Here is a 19,816-nt window from a genome sequence, read left to right on the forward strand (position 1 = left end):
CCTTTATTTCATAACTGACTTGTCATTGCATAATAACTTTAATAATAGAAATTCTCATTCAATGGGGCCTATGTAAGAAATTCGTTATAATAGAATCATTCCAAACAAATAATTAGGCGTAAATACCTAATTATTTTATTCAATCTAGTTTATATCCTGAGATAATTACCCGATAATAAATTAGATATACAACTTAATTAGCGAGGAATGATGAGGAATGTCATTTAAGATTCCTCCCTTCACTTCGAAGTATAAATTAATTGCTACTTACCGAAGTAACGGGGATATCTGGCTTGCCATGCTTATCGATGAGGAGCCATTTAATTTTAAATGGAGTGAACTGGACAGTATCCAGGATTTAGAATTGAAAAATTATTTATTTTCATTGCAATCTGATATAGAGGCAGGGAGATACGAAGTAGAAGAATCATTAAAGAACTAAGACAAAACAATAAGATATACAAGAGGAATGATAATGGACGTAGTAAAGTTATCACATGTAGTTTGGTGCATCGATCAGAACAAAAGTATTCACATGTAGTTTGGTGCATTGATCAGAACAAAAGTATTGTTGAAAACAGACGTAATCTCTACGGGAGGAAAAAACAAGTAACAAGTAAACTGACTCCCCCCCGTAGGTCGCGTATTAATCTTTTCATTATTCTAGTTCGTCACTACCTTACATCGTATATCTTATTTTTTGTGTACTCTCTTTTTGTTCTTCTCTTTCAATTTGAAGAATCCCCAAAATTTCTGCCTTAACCGTTGCCATCTCCTGACTACCTCTTAATCTAGGTTTCGATTGTTCTAATACAATTTCCGCAGACAGCGTTCCAGGCTGCCCACGTAAAATAAGAATCCTATCACATAGATATAGAGCTTCATCAATATCATGTGTCACAAGCACCATGGTTGTTTGATACTTCCTCCATATAGACAATAATAAATCTTGTAATTGCATTTTCGTAAAAGCGTCTAATGCACTAAAAGGTTCATCTAATAATAGAATCTCCGGAGAAGTAACTAGAGCCCGAGCAATTGCGACTCGTTGAGCCATGCCTCCTGAAAGCTGCTTTGGATAAAGGTTCTCCTTTTGAGATAGCCCAACGCTTTCCAAGTAAGATAAACCTTGCTGATTTTTATTTATTTTTTTCCCTTTTAACCCAAATGTTACATTTTCAGTAACATTCAACCATGGTAATAACCTCGGCTCTTGAAATATATATCCTATCGAATCCTGTATTCCTTTTGTTCGTTTTTGGTTAATAGTAATTTCTCCATGATACCCTGTATCCAAGCCAGCAATTGAACGTAAAATGGTACTTTTCCCGCAGCCACTTGTTCCGAGTAATCCTACAATTTCTCCTGATTTTGTACGAAACGATATATTATTTATTGCAGGGGTACCATCAAAAGATCGACTTACTTCTTTTAGTTCCAAACTCACGATTCATCCTCCTTTATTTTTAGGACTTTACAATTCGATCTTGCCAGTGTAGCGTTCTATTTTCTAGTTTTTTCAGTATCCAGTCTGTACCTTTTCCAATAAATGCGAATAATAATATACTAGCTAAAATCGTTTCAGGAGATAGTGTGTTTTGACCTGCAATCAATAAATAACCTAAACCTTGACTTGCACCCATTAATTCAGCGGCTACAACAAACATCCATCCAAGCCCTAATCCGCTACGTAGACCTGTTAGAAAAGAAGGTAGTGATGCAGGTAGTATAATTCTTCGTACAAGTTGAAAGGTAGACAATCGATTCATTTTCCCAACTTCAATCAGCTTTCGATCAACACTTGTAATTCCACTTATGATATTTAAATACACTGGAAAGAAGACACCAACACTAATCATAGTAATTTTGGAAACCTCTCCAATTCCCATCCACAGAATAAATAACGGAACCCAAGCTAAAGAAGGAATCGCTCGAAATGCTTGAATTAATGGATCAAATAACATTTCTGCGTTTCTATACAAACCTACTAGTCCACCGAGTATTAGTGCGGCAACAGTACCCAAGAAAAATCCAGCAAATACTCTATATAAAGTAATACCTATATGTCCCCATAAGGATCCATCTTCAGCAAGATTAATTATCGTACCTACAACTGTCGTTGGTGCAGGTAATAAATACGCAGGAAAGTAACCAAATCTACTTAATACTTCCCAGACAATTAAAAGCAAAATAGGGATAATACTTCCCATCCAAATTACTTTATATGACGAAAATGATTTCTTTTTTTTAGACTTATTTATATCCCAATTAATAACTTCTTCAGACGCCTTAGACAAGACAACCACCCCTAATCATTATTTAGCCCTTCTATAAATGATGGTTGAACAAGTTCATTTACAACCTTCTCAATGTCCGTGCTAGCTTCAATAACTTCTCCCTCTAGAAGCACCTCTGCTGAATTTCTTAACGTATCTCGATGCTCATCTCCAGGAATAGGATTGGAAAAATCATTCCTCTCTAAAGTTTGTTTCGCTACATCTAGTGACATCTCTGCTTCTTCAGATAAAATCTTTGCCGCTTCTTCCGGATTATCTATTGTCCACTCTCTTGCTTTTTCATACGCACCAATCACAACATCAACATAATCTGGATACTCTTCTGCAAAATCCTTTCTTACATTTAAAAAACCATAGGTGTTAAATTCTTTATTTCGATAAAATAAGTTTGCATCAGATTCTAATTCTGCTCTAGCCATATGTGGATCTAACCCCGCCCATGCATCAACAGAACCTTTCGACAAAGCAACCGCACCGTCTCCATGTTGTAAATTTACAATTTCTAAGTCATTTGCTGATAATCCAGCTTCATTTAAAGCTCTTAGTAGAAAAATATATGGATCCGTTCCTAACGTGGCAGCGACTTTTTTTCCTTTTAATTCTTCTACAGATTGTATCCCCGACTCATTATTAGCAACCAACGCTGTCCACTCTGGTTGAGAATAAATATATATATTTTGAATTGGAGAACCCTTGGATTTCGAAACAAGTGCCGCAGATCCTGCCGATGAACCAAAATCAATGCTATCACTTGTTAAAAATTCTAAAGCCTTATTACTACCCTGACTTAGAACCCACTCCACACCTATTCCTTCATTTTCTAAAGCTTCTTCTAACCATCCTTGTTCTTTTAAAACAAGGCTTGTTGGTGAATAATAGGCATAATCTAAGCGGATCTTATCAGGCTTTCCTTCTGCAGAACTTGAATCTGATCCACATGCTGCTAATACACTAATTATTAATATAATTAGAGCTACACTCATTAACTTCCTTTTCATTAATTTCTCCTCCTTTTCATTATTTAAATAAAACTACTTGGTTTTATACTAAAGCTGCTAACAAAATAAATAGAATAGGAGATTTACTATGCCTTAAATCGATAGCCTACATTATGCTCTTTTAATGTTTTATCTTTCCCAAATAAGAAATGCTTCTCCATATCAGGAGAATAAGGAGAGTTAATGGTCTCCTTACCAACCGCCTCTGAAACAGCTCTAAGCATTGCTGGAGATGCTCCACAACATAATCCAATATAATTGACACCAATCCCTTTTGCTTCTTTTGCCCACTCAGCTAGTTCATAACGGTTATGGTAAAGCGGATCTAAAGCAGTAGGAAAAGTTGTTTCCGTAGGCAAATGGCAACTGCAACCACCATCTGGTAAATTAAAAAATGTCGGATGCTCATTTGATGTACGATATGGAATGGGCAAAGCTCCTACATAACCGGTTACATGATTTCTAATCTTGGCTATATAAGGTTGCATCGTGTCTGGACCTCGGAAACAGTTCATTCCAACTACAAGTGCTCCTTTTTCTGATAGAATCTTACAAGACTCCTCTACCGTGTAGCCATCTCTTAAAATATTTTCTCCCATTAATCCCAGTGTAATGACTGCTGGCAAGTCTTTTTTCAATATTTCTTCCAACGCGATTTCTGCTTCTTCATGATAATAAAATGTTTCTCCATTAATAAAATCAACGTCTTCCTCTTTACTCCACTGAGCCATTTCAGCGAACATCTCTCTTACTTGATTTTTGCTCGATTCATCATCAGGGTCAAAGATATTTGTATTAGAAATATTTCCTGCCACTAATGCCTCCTCCACAGGATGCTCTTTCGCTACTTCTTTTGCTAAACGAATAGCACTTCTATTCAAAGGTTCTAATAGATCTTCCTTTCCGATAATGCGCATTTTTTCTCGATGTGCATTATATGTAAATGCTAAAACAACATCAGAGCCAGCATTCATAAAATCACGATATGTTTGTTTTAACGCATCCGGGTTCGCAAGGGCAACTTCAGGTACAAATGAACCTGCCTGTAGATACCCTCTCCTCTCTAATTCAAATAAATACCCTTCCCCTGCTATTACGGTACCTTCTTGCAAACGTCTTTTTAAACTACGTTTCATTAAAATCTCCTCCTCAATTATTTTTACAAACAAAAAACCCCTCTTCTAAAAGTAAGAAGAAAGGTAAGCATACATTGTTCTTCTTATCTTTAAGGCATGTAAGCCTATTGGAATTAGCACCATACCCATGTAAGGCTGGTTGCTGAGACTTCATCGGGCCAATCCCTCCGTCTCTCTTGATAAGTCTAACTTTATTAAATTTTTTAAAAATTAACTTTTTAACATCTTAAATGATAACCATAAAATAATCAATAGGAAATTTAAATTATTCATTTATTATTTTTTAAAGAATTATTTTGTCTAATGTTTCAACAATAGCAATGAGTTGGACTTGATTGAAATGGAAGACGGTGACTCCTGCTCAGAATAACCTAGCTTAATATATGGCAAATACGAAAGAAAATCAAGAATTATTAGTGCATAGAATATGTTTATTACCAAATCATAAGCGATTTACAGGAATTTTAGTAAATAGAGCACACTAGGAAAAGGGTTTTCTCTTCCTAGTATGTTAGAGCAGTGTCTTCTAAATAAGCGAGTCATCGGCATTGGAAATAAAAACAGCACAATATCCATATTTCATAAAAATAACTTATTTCATTTGTTATACTATAATTAACCTTTATACTTAGGAGTGCTAAAAATGTATGAGTTAAAAACAAAAGAAACAGAAGACAGTGTTATTCAATTCATCGAAAGTGTGGATCATCTTCAAAAAAAAGAAGATGCTTATAAACTATTAGATATATTTACCGATTCGACTGAGTATCAAGCAAAGATGTGGGGAACAAGTATTATTGGTTTTGGAAAATACAAATATAAATACGCTTCCGGCCACTCCGGAGAATTTTTAATGGTAGGATACTCTCCCAGAAAATCAAAAATTAGTCTCTATCTTGCAACAGATATTGTTCAAGATAGTGAATTAATGACAGCTTTAGGTAAATATACTACCGGCAAATCATGTGTTTATATTAACAAACTCAGCGATATTAATCTTGATGTTTTACGTCGATTAATTAAACAATCACTCAGCCATATCAATTCAACATATCCTGTTACTGAAAAATAACTTAGCACTGTTCGATTAATAGTGCCATCCCTTGTCCGCCACCAGCACATAAAGTAGCTATGCCATATTGCTGTTTTCTTTTCATTAATTCATAGATTAATGTTGTTATAATTCGTGTTCCTGTAGCACCGACCGGATGACCTAACGCAATTGCCCCTCCATTGACATTTACTTTTTCATGATCCAAACCTAGTTCGCGGATGACAGCGATAGATTGAGAAGCAAAAGCTTCATTCAATTCGATTAAATCTATGTCTTGTAATGTTTTCTTCGTTCGTTTAAGAAGTTGTTTAACTGCCGGTACTGGACCAATCCCCATAACTTTAGGAGAAACACCTGCTGTACTCCAGTCTTTGATTCTAGCGAGTGGTTGCAAACCAAGTTGATTGGCACGAGATTCTTTCATGATAATTACAGCCGAAGCACCATCATTTCTTCCGCAAGCATTACCTGCAGTCACCGTTCCACCTGCTTCAAATACCGGATTTAGCTTTGCTAATTTCTCTAAAGATGTATCAAATCGAGGATATTCATCTACTGCAAATACAGATGTCTGCTTTTTCTCCACAACTTGGATAGGAGCTATCTCTTCTTTGAAACGTCCAGTCTCTATAGCTTTTTTTGCTCTTTGCTGACTTTCTATTGCAAATGTATCTTGATCTTCTCTAGATATAACGTATTTCCTAGCAACATTCTCAGCTGTAATACCCATAGATAAATTCTTACCATAGATTTCTTGAGGTTGTTGTCCTGCTTCTAAATTTGAATCGACGATAGTTGTTTGATCTCCTCCAAATCTCGTGTTTCGTAAGTATATTGGTGAACGACTCATACTCTCTGTTCCACCAGCTATGACAATATCAGCTTGATTACTAAGGATTTGTTGCACTCCAGATGTAACCGCCTGAATGCCAGAAGCACATAATCTATTTACTGTAAAAGCAGTCACTTGTTTGGGGAGACCAGCTCTAAGTGCTGCCACTCTAGCAATATTCGATGCTTCCGTCGTTTGTCTTACTTCACCTAAAATAACTTCATCTATGTGATCAGCTGGAATATTTATTCTTTGCAACGATTCTTTGATTACATGGCTTGCTAGATAACCAGAAGATACGTTTTTCAATGATTTCCCATATGCTCCAATTGGTGTTCTAGTTGCACTGACAATAACGATCGAATCTTCCATACCTATACCTCCCTACAACTTATCCTTAGCTATAATGTTTTTTTAATTGTCCAGCAATAATATTCTTCTGAATTTCCGATGTTCCTTCATAAATCCGCGTAATGCGCGCATCTCTATAGAATCGCTCCACAGGAAAATCAGATATATAACCGATCCCTCCGTGCACTTGGACTGCCTTATCCGCTACTCGGTTATATACTTCTGAACCATACAGTTTTAACATCGCTGCTTCTTTAATGACATTTTCTCCATTGTCAACCATCCATGCCACTTTATAAGTTAAAGCACGTAATGCTTCTATCTCTACAGCCATCTCTGCTAACATGTGTGCAACTGCTTGGTGTTCAATAATTGACTTACCGAATTGTTCTCTTTCTATTGCATAAGTAGTCGACATATCTAATAGTTTCTGGCTTGAACCTAAATTCCGAGCTGCTAAACCAGCACGGCCATTCGTTAAAATTTTTAAGGCATTCACATACCCCTGTCCTTCTTGACCAAGTAAATTCTCTATGGGCACTTCACAATCTTCTAAAATTATTTCCGCCGAGTGAGAACCTTTAAGTCCCATTTTTTCTTCAATCGCACCTATATGAAATCCCGAAGCACTCTTTTCTACAATAAAAGAAGAGACGCCTTTTGCTCCTCTCGTTGGATCAGTAACTGCCATTACAGTAAATACTTCTGCCTCTGTGGCATTGGTAATATAATGTTTTGTTCCATTTAGTATATATTTATCTCCTTTTCTAACAGCAGTAGTTTTTAGAGCACTTGCGTTCGATCCTGCTTCCGGTTCTGTTAAAGCAAATGCACCAATTTTTTCTCCACTTGCCATAGGAGGTAAGTATTTTTGCTTTTGTTCTTCATTTCCCATCTCTACTATTCCAACAGTACCAATTCCAGTATGAGCTCCGATTAGTGTTGTATATCCATTATGCGTCGCTCCAATTTCTTCGTATAATGCACATTTTCCTACCATTCCAATACCTAATCCACCGTATTGTTCGGGTATACTTAAACCAAAAAGCCCCATTGTCTTTGATAATTCAATTATTCGTTCGGGTATTTTATTGTTTCGCTCAATATCATCAGCGACCTGCTCTACCTCTGTTTGAATAAAGTTGCGAACGTTTTCTTTTATAGATTGAATGACTTCATCTAATTCAAAATTCATATCAATATACCTCCTTCTCATCTTTTGTTGGAAATAGAAAGCAAACTTGGCAATAAAAATGCCAAGTTGCTTTTTTGCTGTATAAAAAATGATTAGGATACTTTAATCAATTGGAATTCCTACGATTTCGCCATCTTCTACTGCACTGACTCTAGTAAGAATTTCAAATCCTCCATTTTCATCGATACTTGGAATTACATATACATGTTTATCTTCAGGTAGCGAATCTAACCCAGCCTGTATATGCTCTCGAATTACAGTCGCATCCTCTACATTGCCTGCTGCTTTCATTGCTTCTACAAAAATATACAAACTCACATAATGGAAACCAGCTTCTGACCCTGGTTCAATTCCGTGCTCTTCTGTATATTTTTCGACAAATGCAGGGACTCCAGGATAATCCGCTTCTACCAATGGCATGGTCCCAATTGCACCTTCTAGGACTTCATATGTTTCTGTAATCCGTTTCATTTCATCTAATTTTGCTTGGTCCATAATAATAAATCCACCTTCAAAGCCAAGCTGCCTTGCTTGGGTCATTACATTTGCTGTTGGTTCTGAAGGCCCGCCAAGGAAGATTACATCAGGATCTGACTCTAGGGCGTTGGTTAATAATGTATAAAAATCCGTTTCTTTTGCAAAATCTACCGATGCCTCATGTACTACCTCTCCTCCTTGTTCCTCCCAATATGGAAGTAATTCATCAGCCCAATCTTGACCATATTGTGTTACTGGAGGAATAGCAGCCAATTTTCCTCCAAATCGTTCCATCGAATATTTCGTAAAAGGCTCGACATATCCATGATAACTAGGCGGAATTCTTACGGTTAATTCATTCCCTTGTTCCGTAATCGCAGGTTCACTTGAGTAAGCCCCAATAATAAAGTTTTCTTGTTCATTAAACACTTGTAGCGCTGCAATCCCCCCACTATGTGGAGCATAAATAATTGGTGTAGCATTTTCTTGTACTAATCGTTTTGCATTAGAAGCTGACTCATTTGGTAGATACTTATCATCAAGAGAAACAATATTTAACTTATATGTTTCACCATTAACCTCAAATCCTTCTTCATTAATTTCTTCTGCAGCCATCTCTAAACCATTTAAAGTATTTGCTCCATATAAAGCAGCAGAACCACTTAAAGGACCGGTATATCCAATGTTAACAACTTTCTCCTTTGTCTCCGCATTCGTACTAGAGTCCGTATCATTATTATTTGTGTTTGAACTACCATCAATGCAACCCGCTAAAATGCCAATAACCAATAAGGAAATCAAACTCAAGAAAATTTTGTTTATTCTCATTCTAATTCCTCCTATTTTTTTAAACAAAATGAGGTTAGGCCCCTATATAAGCCTTTCTAACCTCTTCGTTCGAAAGTAGCTCTTCCTTTAATCCTTCTACCACAATCCCACCGTTTTCAAAGACATATCCCTTATTGGCGATGTTTAAAGCGGCATTTGCATTCTGTTCAGCCAATAGAATGGTAGTTCCTTCCTGATTAATCCGCTTTATACTATCAAACATTTGCTCCACAATTAATGGTGCTAATCCTATGGAAGGTTCATCTAACAACATTAACTTTGGTTTTGCCATAAGTGCTCTTCCAATGGCCACCATCTGTTGTTGTCCTCCACTCAGTGACCCAGCCATACTATGGCGTTTCTCATATAATATTGGAAACAACTCATATACTTCCTTTATGGTCTGTTTAATTCTACTTTTAGTTTTTCTATGAATATAGGCACCCATTATCAAGTTGTCGTGTACTGTCATTCGAGGAAATAACTTTCGATCCTCCGCACATTGTACAATTCCTGCTTGCACAATTTTATCTGGGGATTTTCCCTTCAATGCCATTCCTTCAAATTTTATCTCTCCAGAAGCTGGTTTGTTTAATCCACTTATCGTACGAAATACTGTACTTTTCCCAGCCCCATTAGCTCCTAGTAATACAGCAATCTCTCCCTGATTCACTTGAATATTAATATTGTTTACAGCAGCATAATTACCATATTTCACCGTAACTTTATTTAGCTCAAGCACTTGCACTCCCTCCTAGATAAGCACGAATCACTTCCTCATTTTGATTTATTTCATTCGGTGTGCCCTCAGCAATTTTTTCACCATAATTTAATACCATAATTTTGTGGGCTAACTCCATAATCATTTTCATCTTGTGTTCAATTAAACAAATAGTAATTCCTTGCTGCGCCATTTTTTTAATTAATGCGGATAATTCTTCGGTTTCATCTGGATTAACACCAGCTGTTGGTTCATCTAGAAATACAATTTCAGGATCTGTTGCTAATGCAAGTGCGAATGCTACTCTTTTTTTCTCTTCCTGTGAAAGATTCGCAACAGGGATATCCGCGACGTTTGATAAGCCGACAAACGAAATGACTTCATATGCTTTCTGATTGGATCGCTCTTGTTCTTCCTTTAATCGTTTTGTCCGAAAGATAGCATCCCATAAATTAGAATGGGTTCGTAAACTATGACCAACGACAACATTTTCTAAGACAGTAGACTTTTCAAATAGATTTGTAGTTTGGAAAGTGCGTGCAACCCCTAATTCAGCGATTTTATTTGCTGGCAATGTAGAAATATCTTTGCCTTTAAACATCACTTGTCCTGAAGTAGGTTTGTGAACACCACTGATTAAGTTAAAAAATGTTGTTTTCCCTGCTCCGTTTGGGCCAATAATTGCGTTTATTTTCCCTTTATCTATTGAAAAATCAACATTATTTACGGCACTTAATCCCCCAAACTGTTTGGATAATACCTTTGTTTCTATATACATGTATACACCCCTTTCTACGCTTCTTTTTTTAGTTGTTTTTGCCGTAAATCTCTTTTTTGTTGGATGTTTTGCTTCATGCTAGAGAACATACCTACAATACCTCGAGGGGAGAAGATGATTAATAGTGCTAATAATGGACCGAAGATTAACATTCGATAATCTTGTAAGAATTGTAAGTTCTGAGAAAGCCATACTACTAGAAGTGTGCCTATAATCGGACCAGATAATGTACCAATACCTCCAACAATTAGATACATCAATAAATCAAAGGTTATATTTGTAGAACCGATATCCGGACCTAAAAACCGTATAAAACTTGCATATAACGCACCGGCTAATCCTGCAAAAAAGGTAGATAAAACAAAGGCAAGTAGTTTATTTTTTTTCGTTGAAATACCTAACGATAATGCAAGCTGTTCACTATTTCGGATTGCAATTAGCTTTCTTCCAACTATGGAATTTACAATTCTATAAATAACGAAAATAGAGAAAAGCAATACTACTAAAATAAAATAATATTGAGCGATGTTACTTTCAAAAGATATTGGTCCAATATCAGATGGTAACGGTATCCCCATTAGGCCACGAACACCTTCTGTCAAACTATCCCATTTATCAATTACTAAATAGATGACATACCCTACACAAAGCGTATATATAGCAAAGAAGTGTTCTTTGGTGCGCAATGCAATTAATCCAATACCAAACCCAATGATTGTTGTTATAATAGGGGCTAAAATTAGAGCTAGCCAAAACCCAACTTCTGCCTTTACCGTTAGTAACCCTAATGCATATGCTCCTATTGCAAAAAATCCTGCATGAGCAAGTGATAGGTAACCGGTATATCCTGCCAGAATATTTAAGCCATACACGGCAATCATCCATATAAACGATAGAGTCATGACATGAATATAGTAATTATTTTGTGTGAACAGAGGGAAGAGAAGAGCAACTAAAAGCAATCCTATAACGATATATTTTTGCGTATTATTTTTGATCATTTAATGTTCCCCCTTTGCAAATATGCCATTTGGCTTAATAGAGAGAATAATAATCAGAAGAACAAAAGCAATAATATCTTTATAATCGCTCGAGATATAGGTTGCCCCAATACTTTCGCTAAACCCTAAAATATAACCTCCTACAATCGCTCCAGGAACACTGCCCATACCACCGATAATAATAATGACGAATGCCTTTAAAATAACGAGATGACCCATTCCTGGAAATACAAGATTGATTGGTGATGTAAGCGACGCTGCAATTGCTGCTAGAGCCCCAGCTATAAAGAACGTCAACATGGCTACTTTATTTGCATTAATACCAACCAAAAATGCTCCTTCTCGATTTTGTGACAATGCAATAATTGTTCGACCTATAAATGTTTTCTTAAGAAAAACGTACAGTAATACCATAACAGCAATTGCTGCAACAACAATTAAGATTCTTTGGACTGTGAGTGTTAATCCCAATACGTTAACAACCTCATTGTAAGGTGTTGGCATTTCGCGATAATCCGGTCCCCAGAACAGTTGAGCAAATGCTTCTAAAAATAACAACATCCCAATGGCAGCAATCATACTATTAATGGATATAGAATTTCTTAGAGGATGAAATATGAGACGCTCCATTAATAATGCTAATGTACCTACTACGAGCACAGAAATAATCATAGCCAGCCAATATGATAAACCTGCATAAACCATCATGGTTAACGTTACATAACCGCCAATCATGTAAATAGCTCCATGGGCAAAATTGGGTACATGCAAAATCCCATAAACTAGGGTGAGTCCCAACGCTACTAAACTATATACACTTCCAATCGTTAGTCCATTGAATAACTGCTGTATTAATATCTCCATGCATTCTCCCCCTTCTTTCGATAAATTTATATAAAGTGAAAACATCATTCAGTGGTGTTTCCGTTCTCCCACCAATGAATGTCAGTGCACAGAATCGGTCATTTGGACATTTACAGGTAGCTTGCATAACATCTCTACTGCCTAAACCATTATGATATTGAAGTGTGAATCCTTGTTACATATGGGATAAAGCAATAATTCAATTAAGGTATACTTTTCACCTCGCACCTCTATATTTTCAGAAACAAGTTCAGTGTTACTTTAATTAAAGCGTTTACATTTTAATCCAGTTAACACTATACTAATTATTTATCTACTACTTTCTTTACTTTCGTTTTTACCAAATTGCGGAGTTCTCTTCTCTTTAAAAGCGTTTACTCCTTCTGCATGATCCTCGGTTGTGACCATCGTTGCCTGTGTAATTCTTTCTTGCTCAAGAATTTCTGACAAACTAGAGTTGAGTGAAAGATTGGTAAGCTTTTTAATAAATCCATAAGCGTAGCTAGGACCAGACGCAATCTTAGAAGCAAATTTTTCGACTTCATCATCGAATTGTTCTTTTGAATAGATTTGATTTACAATTCCTAAAGCGTGCGCCTTATCAACAGAGATTGGTTCTGCATTAAAAAATAGCTCTTTTGCTACATACGGACCAACGAGTCTCGGGAGGAAATATAACCCGCCACCATCGGAAATTAAACCGACTTTAGAAAAACTAAGAATAAAATTACTTCCTTCTGTAGCCACGATTAAATCACTTGCCAATGCTAAGTTGAAACCAGCACCAGCTGCATAACCATGTACAGCAGCAATTATTGGCTTTTCTAAATTATTCATTTGAATAATGAGTTCATTTAATTTGCCGATATGATCATAAGTGTGAATAGGATCTTTTGTCCCCATTGTTTTTACATCTCCACCGGCACTAAATGCTCTTCCTGCCCCTTTAATAACAATTGCTTTGACCCGATCATTCGCATTTGCTTCAGTTAAAGATTCTTTTAAACCTAGTATCATTTCTGGACTAAACGCATTTAATCGATCTGGACGATTTAACGTTATATACATAACGTTCTCTTTTAAATCTACTATTAAATCTTCATACTTCATTACAGACATTTTTATCACCTCTCTATATTTTTGGAATTACATTTTTGTGAATCACATACGTACCATCTTTTAAATAAGGAACTACAGTGCAGACATCTTTTTCCGCTACATAACAAATATCATGATAAAGTCCTATCTCACTTAACTTTTTTCCTACCCGGGAAGTTGTTAATACTTCTTCCGCTCGATTAACTTTCCCAAGATAAAATTGGTGTGCAGCCATGGCTGCATCAGTTAAATCCCACTCCAAATTCTCACTCGAATTCTTCTTGATGCATTCAATGAAATAACCCGCTCCATAGAAATCCTCTATATTAAATTCACCAGATGAACCAGAGCATACTAATAGAATTGTTTTATTGTCGTAATATTGAAAAATTTCTTTTGCCACAGAAACCGCATTTAATAATGAGGCAGCATATACTTCGTTTGCAGCATGAGCATTCTTCATCGCAACAGTTCCATTTGTTGTGGAGAGTATCACCGTTTTTTCATTCACTTGTTCAATGAGACTCTTTGGACTCGGAGAATGAAATCCTTCTAACGTTAATCCTTGATATTCTCCAACTAATATACAATTTTCCGGTCCGTTCGATGCTACCCGTTTCGCCTCTTCTCCATTAAGTACAGGTATAACTTCTTTTGCACCATGCTCTAATACTGCGGTAATGGTTGAAGTAGCTAATAATATATCAAAAACAACAACGACTTTACCTTCTAACTTTTTTCGATTCAAATCCTCTTTCTTGAGGAGAACATGTATTTTTCCCAATTAAACACCTCACTCGAAGGGATTATATTTTTTTACTCGTGTTTTCAAGTGCATACATTATAAGGTTTTTTACATACACATTTAAATCCTTAAATCGCTGATCGTTTGTCTGACCTTGGAACCAACGGTAATAAATTTGTTGGCAAATTACAGCTAGCTTAAAATAAGCAAATGTTAAATAAAAATGGATATTGGAAACATCTCTTCCGCTTTTCTTGGAATATGATTCAATCCATTCATCTCTAGTGAAAAATCCTGAATAATGTGTAGTTACCTCTTTTCCATCGAATTCTTTTTTCAGTAGTGGAGAATCATTTGCTTCTGTCCAATAACTCATCGCAACTCCTAAATCAGCTAAAGGGTCGCCTACTGTAGTCATTTCCCAATCGAACAATCCAACAATTTCACTAAAATCGTCATCAAACATTAAATTATTTAATTTATAATCATAATGAATAATAGTGGTTTCTGATGAATATGGAATATGTTTTATCAACCACGCTTTCAGTTGTTCCACTCCGTTAATCTCATCTGTTTTTGCTCGATCATACCTCTTTATCCACCCATGAACCTGCCTTTCTAAAAAGCCTTCAGGTTTTGTAAAGTTCACTAAGTCCGTTTGTTTATAATCAATTTGATGAAGCGTTACCAGTGTATCAACCATATTTTCTGATACTCTACGACATAACTCATTTGTTACCTGAATACCCTCAGGGAAATCTGTATCCAATACAATCCCTTTTTTTCGTTCCATGACAAAAAATGGACTTCCAATGACGTTTTCATCACCGTATACTAATGGTTTAGGGGCAGGAGAAAAATGAGCATGTATTTCCTTTAAGATAGTATATTCTCTGCCCATATCATGAGCTTTCGGAGCAACTGGACCTAATGGCGGCCTTCTTAATACTGCTTCCCACCTCCCCATCCTCAATAAATATGTCAGATTAGAACGTCCTGCACTAAATTGCTTCATCGTTATCGCTTCACTAGGTAAATCTTTTATATTTTTTCTTAAAAATTTTTCCAAAGCTAGATGATCAATCGCTTCTCCATGACGTACTGGAATCGTTTCTGCTGGCATTATTACCCTCCTTGCTACATCTTACTTTTGAAGCTAACCATGCTTCAAGATTTTCTCTCAATTGTGCTGGAATAGCTACCGATTGTTGTTCTTCATAGTTAAAACAAACTATTACAGCACTTGCTTGGGCAATTTTTTCATCTTGATTATTTACTAAAATATGTTGCATATGAAAGCTCTTTGTACCGATTTTTGAGATATTTGTACTTATTTTTAATGATTCATCACCGTAGGCTTGCTTTAGAAAATCACACTTGATGGATGCTAATATAAATCCAAAGGAGGAATCTCGATTCGGATGAACTTTCTTAAAGAATTTCGTTCGAGCCTCTTCAAAATATAAGAAATAGCTCGTATTGTTAACGTGCCCAAGCATATCGGTCTCACTAAACCGTACATATACTTCAATTTCATCGTTCACATACACCCTCCTTTCCTCTAACTTCCTATTCTTGATTGATTCCGTTTAAAATTAACTCCATATAGTAATCCGTAAGTTCTTCTTCAGATACTTCTCCATCCGGATTAAACCAATAGTAACTCCAATTTGTAATTCCGAGAATTCCTAACGTTAAAATATCAGGACGAATATTTTTATTGAATTCTCCACCTTCTATTCCCTTTGCAATAATCGTTTGAGTGTTGTTTCTAAATTTATTTCGTATATGTCTAACGATTTCTAAGTTGTCACCTTCTAAATGACGAATTTCTCTTGCAAATATTCTTGCACTCTGTCTCTGTTTTCGTATATTACGAATGATTAATAAAACATTATTGTATAATTTTTCTTTATAGGTCTGATTGCCATCATTCAAAATCTCTTCTTGAGCAAGCAGAAGATTTTGAATATATGTCAAATTAATATCCTTTAGTAACTCTTGTTTGCTTTTATAATAATAATAGAAAGTACCTTTTGTAACTCCAATAGCATCGACAATATCTTGAATAGAAGTTTCACTGTAACCATGTGTATCAAACAATGGTATACTTACTTGAATTATTTTTTCTCTCATAATCTAAGTTCCTCTCATTTTTGTGGGTTATATTATAGCATATATAATCCACACAAATGGTTGCAAATTCTAGATATCACCTTACTACTGCACACTTTCAATCAATGTGGAAATTCCTTGGCCACCACCGATACAAGCTGTTACAAGGCCATATTTACCACCAATTCGTTGTAACTCATAAACCATTTTTGTCATTAAAATAGCTCCTGTTGCTCCAAGAGGATGTCCATGAGCAATTGCTCCACCATTTACATTTAATTTCTCCCTATCGAATGCTAGCTCTCGATCACAAGCGAGTACTTGTGCTGCAAATGCTTCATTCAACTCGATAAGATCGATATCTCTTAAGTCTATGTTCTCACGACTGAGTAACTTTTGTGTCGCTGGAACAGGGCCGATGCCCATGACATTTGGATCCACTCCAGAAACCGCAGCATTTCTAATAATCGCCATTGGTGTTAACCCTAATTCCTCTGCTTTTTCTCTAGCCATAATTACAAGTGCAGATGCCGCGTCATTTAGTCCAGAACTACTACCAGCAGTCACTGTTCCTCCTTTAACAAAAGCAGGGGGCAATTTTTTTAACCCTTCTATAGTAGAATTCGGACGTGGATGCTCATCTACATCAAAAACAATAGATTCTTCTTTACGGTTGGGAACGGAAATCGGAACAATTTGTTCTTTAAATCTCCCTTCACGCATTGCTTCTCCCATTCTTTGTTGACTTGCAAGAGCATATTCATCTTGCTCTTCTCTTGAGATATTATACTTTTGCACAAGGTTCTCTGCTGTTATTCCCATCGGTGGATCACCTATATGATCTGGAGATAATTTAGATTTCCGAATCGTTGGCGGGACGGGACTATATGCTTTCTCTGGTCGGTCCATCAAATATGGAGCACGACTCATACTTTCAATCCCACCAGCAACATAAATATCTCCCATTCCAGACTGAATTGCTTGGGCTGCGAGAACGACTGCATTAATTCCTGAACCACATTGACGATCAACGGTTAGTCCTGGTAAATGAATCGATAAATCAGCTTGTAGCGCTGCTAATCGAGCAATATTTCCCCCACCGCTTAGTACATTCCCCATGATTACATCATCGATTAACTCCGGGTCTACCTTTGCGCGTTCCACTGATTTTTTAATTACTTCTGCCCCAAATAAATGAGCAGGAACGGTCGATAATGCACCGCCTTGCTTGGCAATAGCTGTTCGAACAGCAGAAACGATTACTACATCTCTATTCATAAATTTATTTCACCCCTTTTTCGAAGAGTTTGATACTACATTGCCGCAGATCCACCGTCTACTACAATGGTTTCTCCTGTGATAAAGTCAGAGGCAGATGAAGCTAAAAATAAAGCTACCCCTTTTAAATCTGTATCTGTTCCAAACTTACGAAGCGGTGTTCGACTTAAAAACTTATCCTTGCTTCTTTCAATTAATACCTTAGACATTTTAGTTGGGAAAAATCCCGGTGCAATAGCATTTACATATATTCCACTTGGCCCCCATTTCACTGCGAGGTCCTTTGTAAATGTAATTACTCCACCTTTACTTGTGTTATACCCAATGGCGTCCATCAATTCAGGATCGGAACCTTTTAATCCAGCTACCGAGGCAATATTGATTATTTTTCCATATTCCTGATCTTTCATGACTTTCCCTACAGCCTGTGACATTAAAAATGTCCCAATAACATTGACGTTAATCACTTTTTGAAAGGCTTCTAGTGGCATTTCATCAACTGGTGCTCCCCAAGTTGCACCACTATTATTCACTAAAATATCGATGCCTCCAAATTTTTCAACGGTTTGTTCAACAGCCTGTTTAATTTCCTCAGGATTGGTAATATCACACTTTAAAGCTAGTGATTGTACTCCAATTTTTTTTAGCTTTTCACTTACTTCCTTGCAATTTTCTTCCTTCCTTGAACAGACAACTACATTTGCACCAGCTTCAGCAAATCCTTCAGCTATCTGTTCGCCTAGTCCACGTCCACCTCCTGTAACGAGAGCTGTTTTTCCTGTAAGATCAAATAACTCGTTAACGTGCATACACTCATCTCCCAACTATTGATACTTCTTCAATTCCCATTTCGCTATAGACCTGCGATGTACTTCATCAGGACCATCAGCAAGTCGTAACGTTCGTATATTTGCCCAACTTGAAGCAAGTGGAAAATCTTCACTTACTCCTGCCGCTCCCAACACTTGAATTGCTTTATCTATCACCTCAAGTGCCATGTTTGGAGCTACTACTTTAATCATCGCAATTTCTGATTTTGCTTCCTTATTGCCAACAGTGTCCATCATATAAGCAGCTTTCAAAGTTAATAACCGAGCCTGTTCTATATTCATCCTTGCATTTGCAATCCACTCTTGAATGACACCCTGTTCTGCCAACTTTTTACCAAATGTCTTACGATCGAGAACGCGCTTACACAAAAGTTCTAATGCACGTTCCGCAGCCCCTATCGTTCGCATACAGTGATGAATTCTTCCTGGCCCTAATCTTCCTTGAGCAATTTCAAATCCTCTACCTTCACCTAATAACATATTCGTAACAGGAACTCTCACATTTTTATACTCAATCTCTGCATGACCATGTGGTGCATGATCGTATCCAAAAACAGGTAGTGTCCGTTTTATCGTTACTCCAGGGGTATCCATTGGAACTAAAATCATCGACTGTTGCTTATGTTTTGGAGCTGTTGTATCACTCTTTCCCATTACAATCGCGATTTTACATCGAGGATCCCCAGCTCCAGAAGACCACCATTTTGTTCCGTTGATAACATAATCGTCACCATCCTGAACAATACTTGCCTTTATATTTGTTGCATCCGACGAAGCAACATCTGGTTCTGTCATTGAAAAACAAGAGCGAATCTCTCCATTTAATAAAGGCTCCAGCCATGCTTTCTTTTGCTCTTTTGAACCATATCTTTCTATTGTTTCCATATTGCCAGTATCAGGAGCAGCACAATTAAAAACTTCGGGGGCAAGGCCCGAACGACCCATAATTTCACACAATGGAGCATACTCCAAGTTGGTTAATCCTGCTCCGTATTCACTATCTGGTAAAAACAAGTTCCATAGTTTTTCATCTTTTGCTTTTTGTTTCAATTCTTCCATAATTGGAGGGATGCTCGAAAAGCGATCCATGGGGTCAAGTTGTTCTTGATATAATTTTTCATTCGGATAAATATACGATTCCATAAACGACGTCAACTTTTCTTGATAAGCCTTCACTTTATCTGAGTACTCAAACTCCATCTATTTCACCCCGAATTT

Annotated in this window: 21 protein-coding genes and 1 riboswitch; of the genes, 2 read left to right on the forward strand and 19 right to left on the reverse strand. The window is 36.6% G+C overall.

Annotated elements, in window-relative coordinates:
• Positions 1–217: 217 nt before the first annotated feature.
• Positions 218–442 carry a hypothetical protein gene (locus ABC346_RS19470; protein ID WP_413236434.1) on the forward strand — a complete coding sequence of 75 codons (225 nt, stop codon included), beginning with the start codon at positions 218–220 and terminating at the stop codon, positions 440–442.
• Positions 443–679: 237 nt separating this feature from the next.
• Here the strand turns inward: ABC346_RS19470 and ABC346_RS19475 are convergent, their stop codons facing one another.
• The 4 genes from ABC346_RS19475 to ABC346_RS19490 all read right to left on the reverse strand — a co-directional run bounded on the left by ABC346_RS19475 (position 680) and on the right by ABC346_RS19490 (position 4,431).
• Positions 680–1,447: an ABC transporter ATP-binding protein gene (locus ABC346_RS19475; RefSeq protein WP_413236435.1), complete on the reverse strand. Its 768-nt coding sequence runs from the start codon at positions 1,445–1,447 to the stop codon at positions 680–682.
• A gap of 19 nt (positions 1,448–1,466) precedes the next feature.
• Positions 1,467–2,297, reverse strand: coding sequence for an ABC transporter permease (locus tag ABC346_RS19480; protein ID WP_413236436.1), 831 nt, complete (start codon positions 2,295–2,297; stop codon positions 1,467–1,469).
• An 11-nt stretch (positions 2,298–2,308) separates the two neighbouring features.
• Positions 2,309–3,295: an aliphatic sulfonate ABC transporter substrate-binding protein gene (locus ABC346_RS19485; protein ID WP_413236437.1), complete on the reverse strand. Its 987-nt coding sequence runs from the start codon at positions 3,293–3,295 to the stop codon at positions 2,309–2,311.
• Between the two features lie 86 nt (positions 3,296–3,381).
• On the reverse strand, positions 3,382–4,431 hold the full coding sequence (locus ABC346_RS19490; RefSeq protein ID WP_413236438.1) for a homocysteine S-methyltransferase family protein: 1,050 nt from the start codon (positions 4,429–4,431) through the stop codon (positions 3,382–3,384).
• An 80-nt stretch (positions 4,432–4,511) separates the two neighbouring features.
• A riboswitch (SAM riboswitch) is annotated at positions 4,512–4,617 on the reverse strand.
• A gap of 457 nt (positions 4,618–5,074) precedes the next feature.
• Here ABC346_RS19490 and ABC346_RS19495 point away from each other — a divergent pair.
• A complete protein-coding gene (locus ABC346_RS19495) occupies positions 5,075–5,503 on the forward strand; it encodes a DUF1801 domain-containing protein (RefSeq protein WP_413236439.1) in 429 nt (142 codons plus the stop codon).
• A gap of 1 nt (position 5,504) precedes the next feature.
• Here ABC346_RS19495 and ABC346_RS19500 read toward each other — a convergent pair whose 3' ends face one another.
• From ABC346_RS19500 to ABC346_RS19570, 15 genes are all read right to left on the reverse strand, one after another.
• Positions 5,505–6,689 (reverse strand): thiolase family protein, encoded by a 1,185-nt coding sequence (locus tag ABC346_RS19500; protein ID WP_413236440.1) that lies wholly within the window; start codon positions 6,687–6,689, stop codon positions 5,505–5,507.
• A 25-nt stretch (positions 6,690–6,714) separates the two neighbouring features.
• On the reverse strand, positions 6,715–7,863 hold the full coding sequence (locus tag ABC346_RS19505; protein ID WP_413236441.1) for an acyl-CoA dehydrogenase family protein: 1,149 nt from the start codon (positions 7,861–7,863) through the stop codon (positions 6,715–6,717).
• 102 nt (positions 7,864–7,965) lie between these two features.
• Positions 7,966–9,168 (reverse strand): ABC transporter substrate-binding protein, encoded by a 1,203-nt coding sequence (locus ABC346_RS19510; protein WP_413236442.1) that lies wholly within the window; start codon positions 9,166–9,168, stop codon positions 7,966–7,968.
• A gap of 34 nt (positions 9,169–9,202) precedes the next feature.
• Positions 9,203–9,910: an ABC transporter ATP-binding protein gene (locus ABC346_RS19515; RefSeq protein WP_413236443.1), complete on the reverse strand. Its 708-nt coding sequence runs from the start codon at positions 9,908–9,910 to the stop codon at positions 9,203–9,205.
• On the reverse strand, positions 9,903–10,667 hold the full coding sequence (locus ABC346_RS19520; RefSeq protein ID WP_413236444.1) for an ABC transporter ATP-binding protein: 765 nt from the start codon (positions 10,665–10,667) through the stop codon (positions 9,903–9,905). The genes ABC346_RS19515 and ABC346_RS19520 overlap by 8 nt, the downstream gene beginning before the upstream one ends.
• A gap of 14 nt (positions 10,668–10,681) precedes the next feature.
• Entirely contained in the window at positions 10,682–11,668 is a 987-nt protein-coding gene (locus ABC346_RS19525) for a branched-chain amino acid ABC transporter permease (protein WP_413236445.1), read from the reverse strand.
• Positions 11,669–12,532, reverse strand: a complete 864-nt coding sequence (locus ABC346_RS19530) for a branched-chain amino acid ABC transporter permease (protein ID WP_413236446.1) — start codon at positions 12,530–12,532, stop codon at positions 11,669–11,671.
• 309 nt (positions 12,533–12,841) lie between these two features.
• On the reverse strand, positions 12,842–13,651 hold the full coding sequence (locus tag ABC346_RS19535) for an enoyl-CoA hydratase/isomerase family protein (protein WP_413236447.1): 810 nt from the start codon (positions 13,649–13,651) through the stop codon (positions 12,842–12,844).
• Between the two features lie 13 nt (positions 13,652–13,664).
• Positions 13,665–14,414, reverse strand: coding sequence for a 2-phosphosulfolactate phosphatase (locus ABC346_RS19540; RefSeq protein WP_413236448.1), 750 nt, complete (start codon positions 14,412–14,414; stop codon positions 13,665–13,667).
• A 22-nt stretch (positions 14,415–14,436) separates the two neighbouring features.
• The gene (locus ABC346_RS19545; protein ID WP_413236449.1) at positions 14,437–15,498 is read right to left on the reverse strand and encodes a phosphotransferase family protein; all 1,062 of its coding nucleotides are present in this window, start codon (positions 15,496–15,498) and stop codon (positions 14,437–14,439) included.
• Positions 15,455–15,919, reverse strand: coding sequence for an acyl-CoA thioesterase (locus tag ABC346_RS19550; RefSeq protein WP_413236450.1), 465 nt, complete (start codon positions 15,917–15,919; stop codon positions 15,455–15,457). Before ABC346_RS19550 ends, ABC346_RS19545 begins: the two co-directional genes overlap by 44 nt.
• A 25-nt stretch (positions 15,920–15,944) precedes the next feature.
• Positions 15,945–16,511, reverse strand: coding sequence for a TetR/AcrR family transcriptional regulator (locus tag ABC346_RS19555; RefSeq protein WP_413236451.1), 567 nt, complete (start codon positions 16,509–16,511; stop codon positions 15,945–15,947).
• Positions 16,512–16,595: 84 nt separating this feature from the next.
• Positions 16,596–17,768: a thiolase family protein gene (locus ABC346_RS19560; protein ID WP_413236452.1), complete on the reverse strand. Its 1,173-nt coding sequence runs from the start codon at positions 17,766–17,768 to the stop codon at positions 16,596–16,598.
• Positions 17,769–17,803: 35 nt separating this feature from the next.
• Entirely contained in the window at positions 17,804–18,577 is a 774-nt protein-coding gene (locus ABC346_RS19565; protein ID WP_413236453.1) for an SDR family oxidoreductase, read from the reverse strand.
• A 15-nt stretch (positions 18,578–18,592) separates the two neighbouring features.
• Positions 18,593–19,798 (reverse strand): acyl-CoA dehydrogenase, encoded by a 1,206-nt coding sequence (locus ABC346_RS19570; protein ID WP_413236454.1) that lies wholly within the window; start codon positions 19,796–19,798, stop codon positions 18,593–18,595.
• Between the last annotated feature and the right edge of the window lie 18 nt (positions 19,799–19,816).

The organism is Oceanobacillus phoenicis (assembly GCF_047238145.1).
Classification (GTDB): Bacteria; Bacillota; Bacilli; order Bacillales; family Amphibacillaceae; genus Oceanobacillus.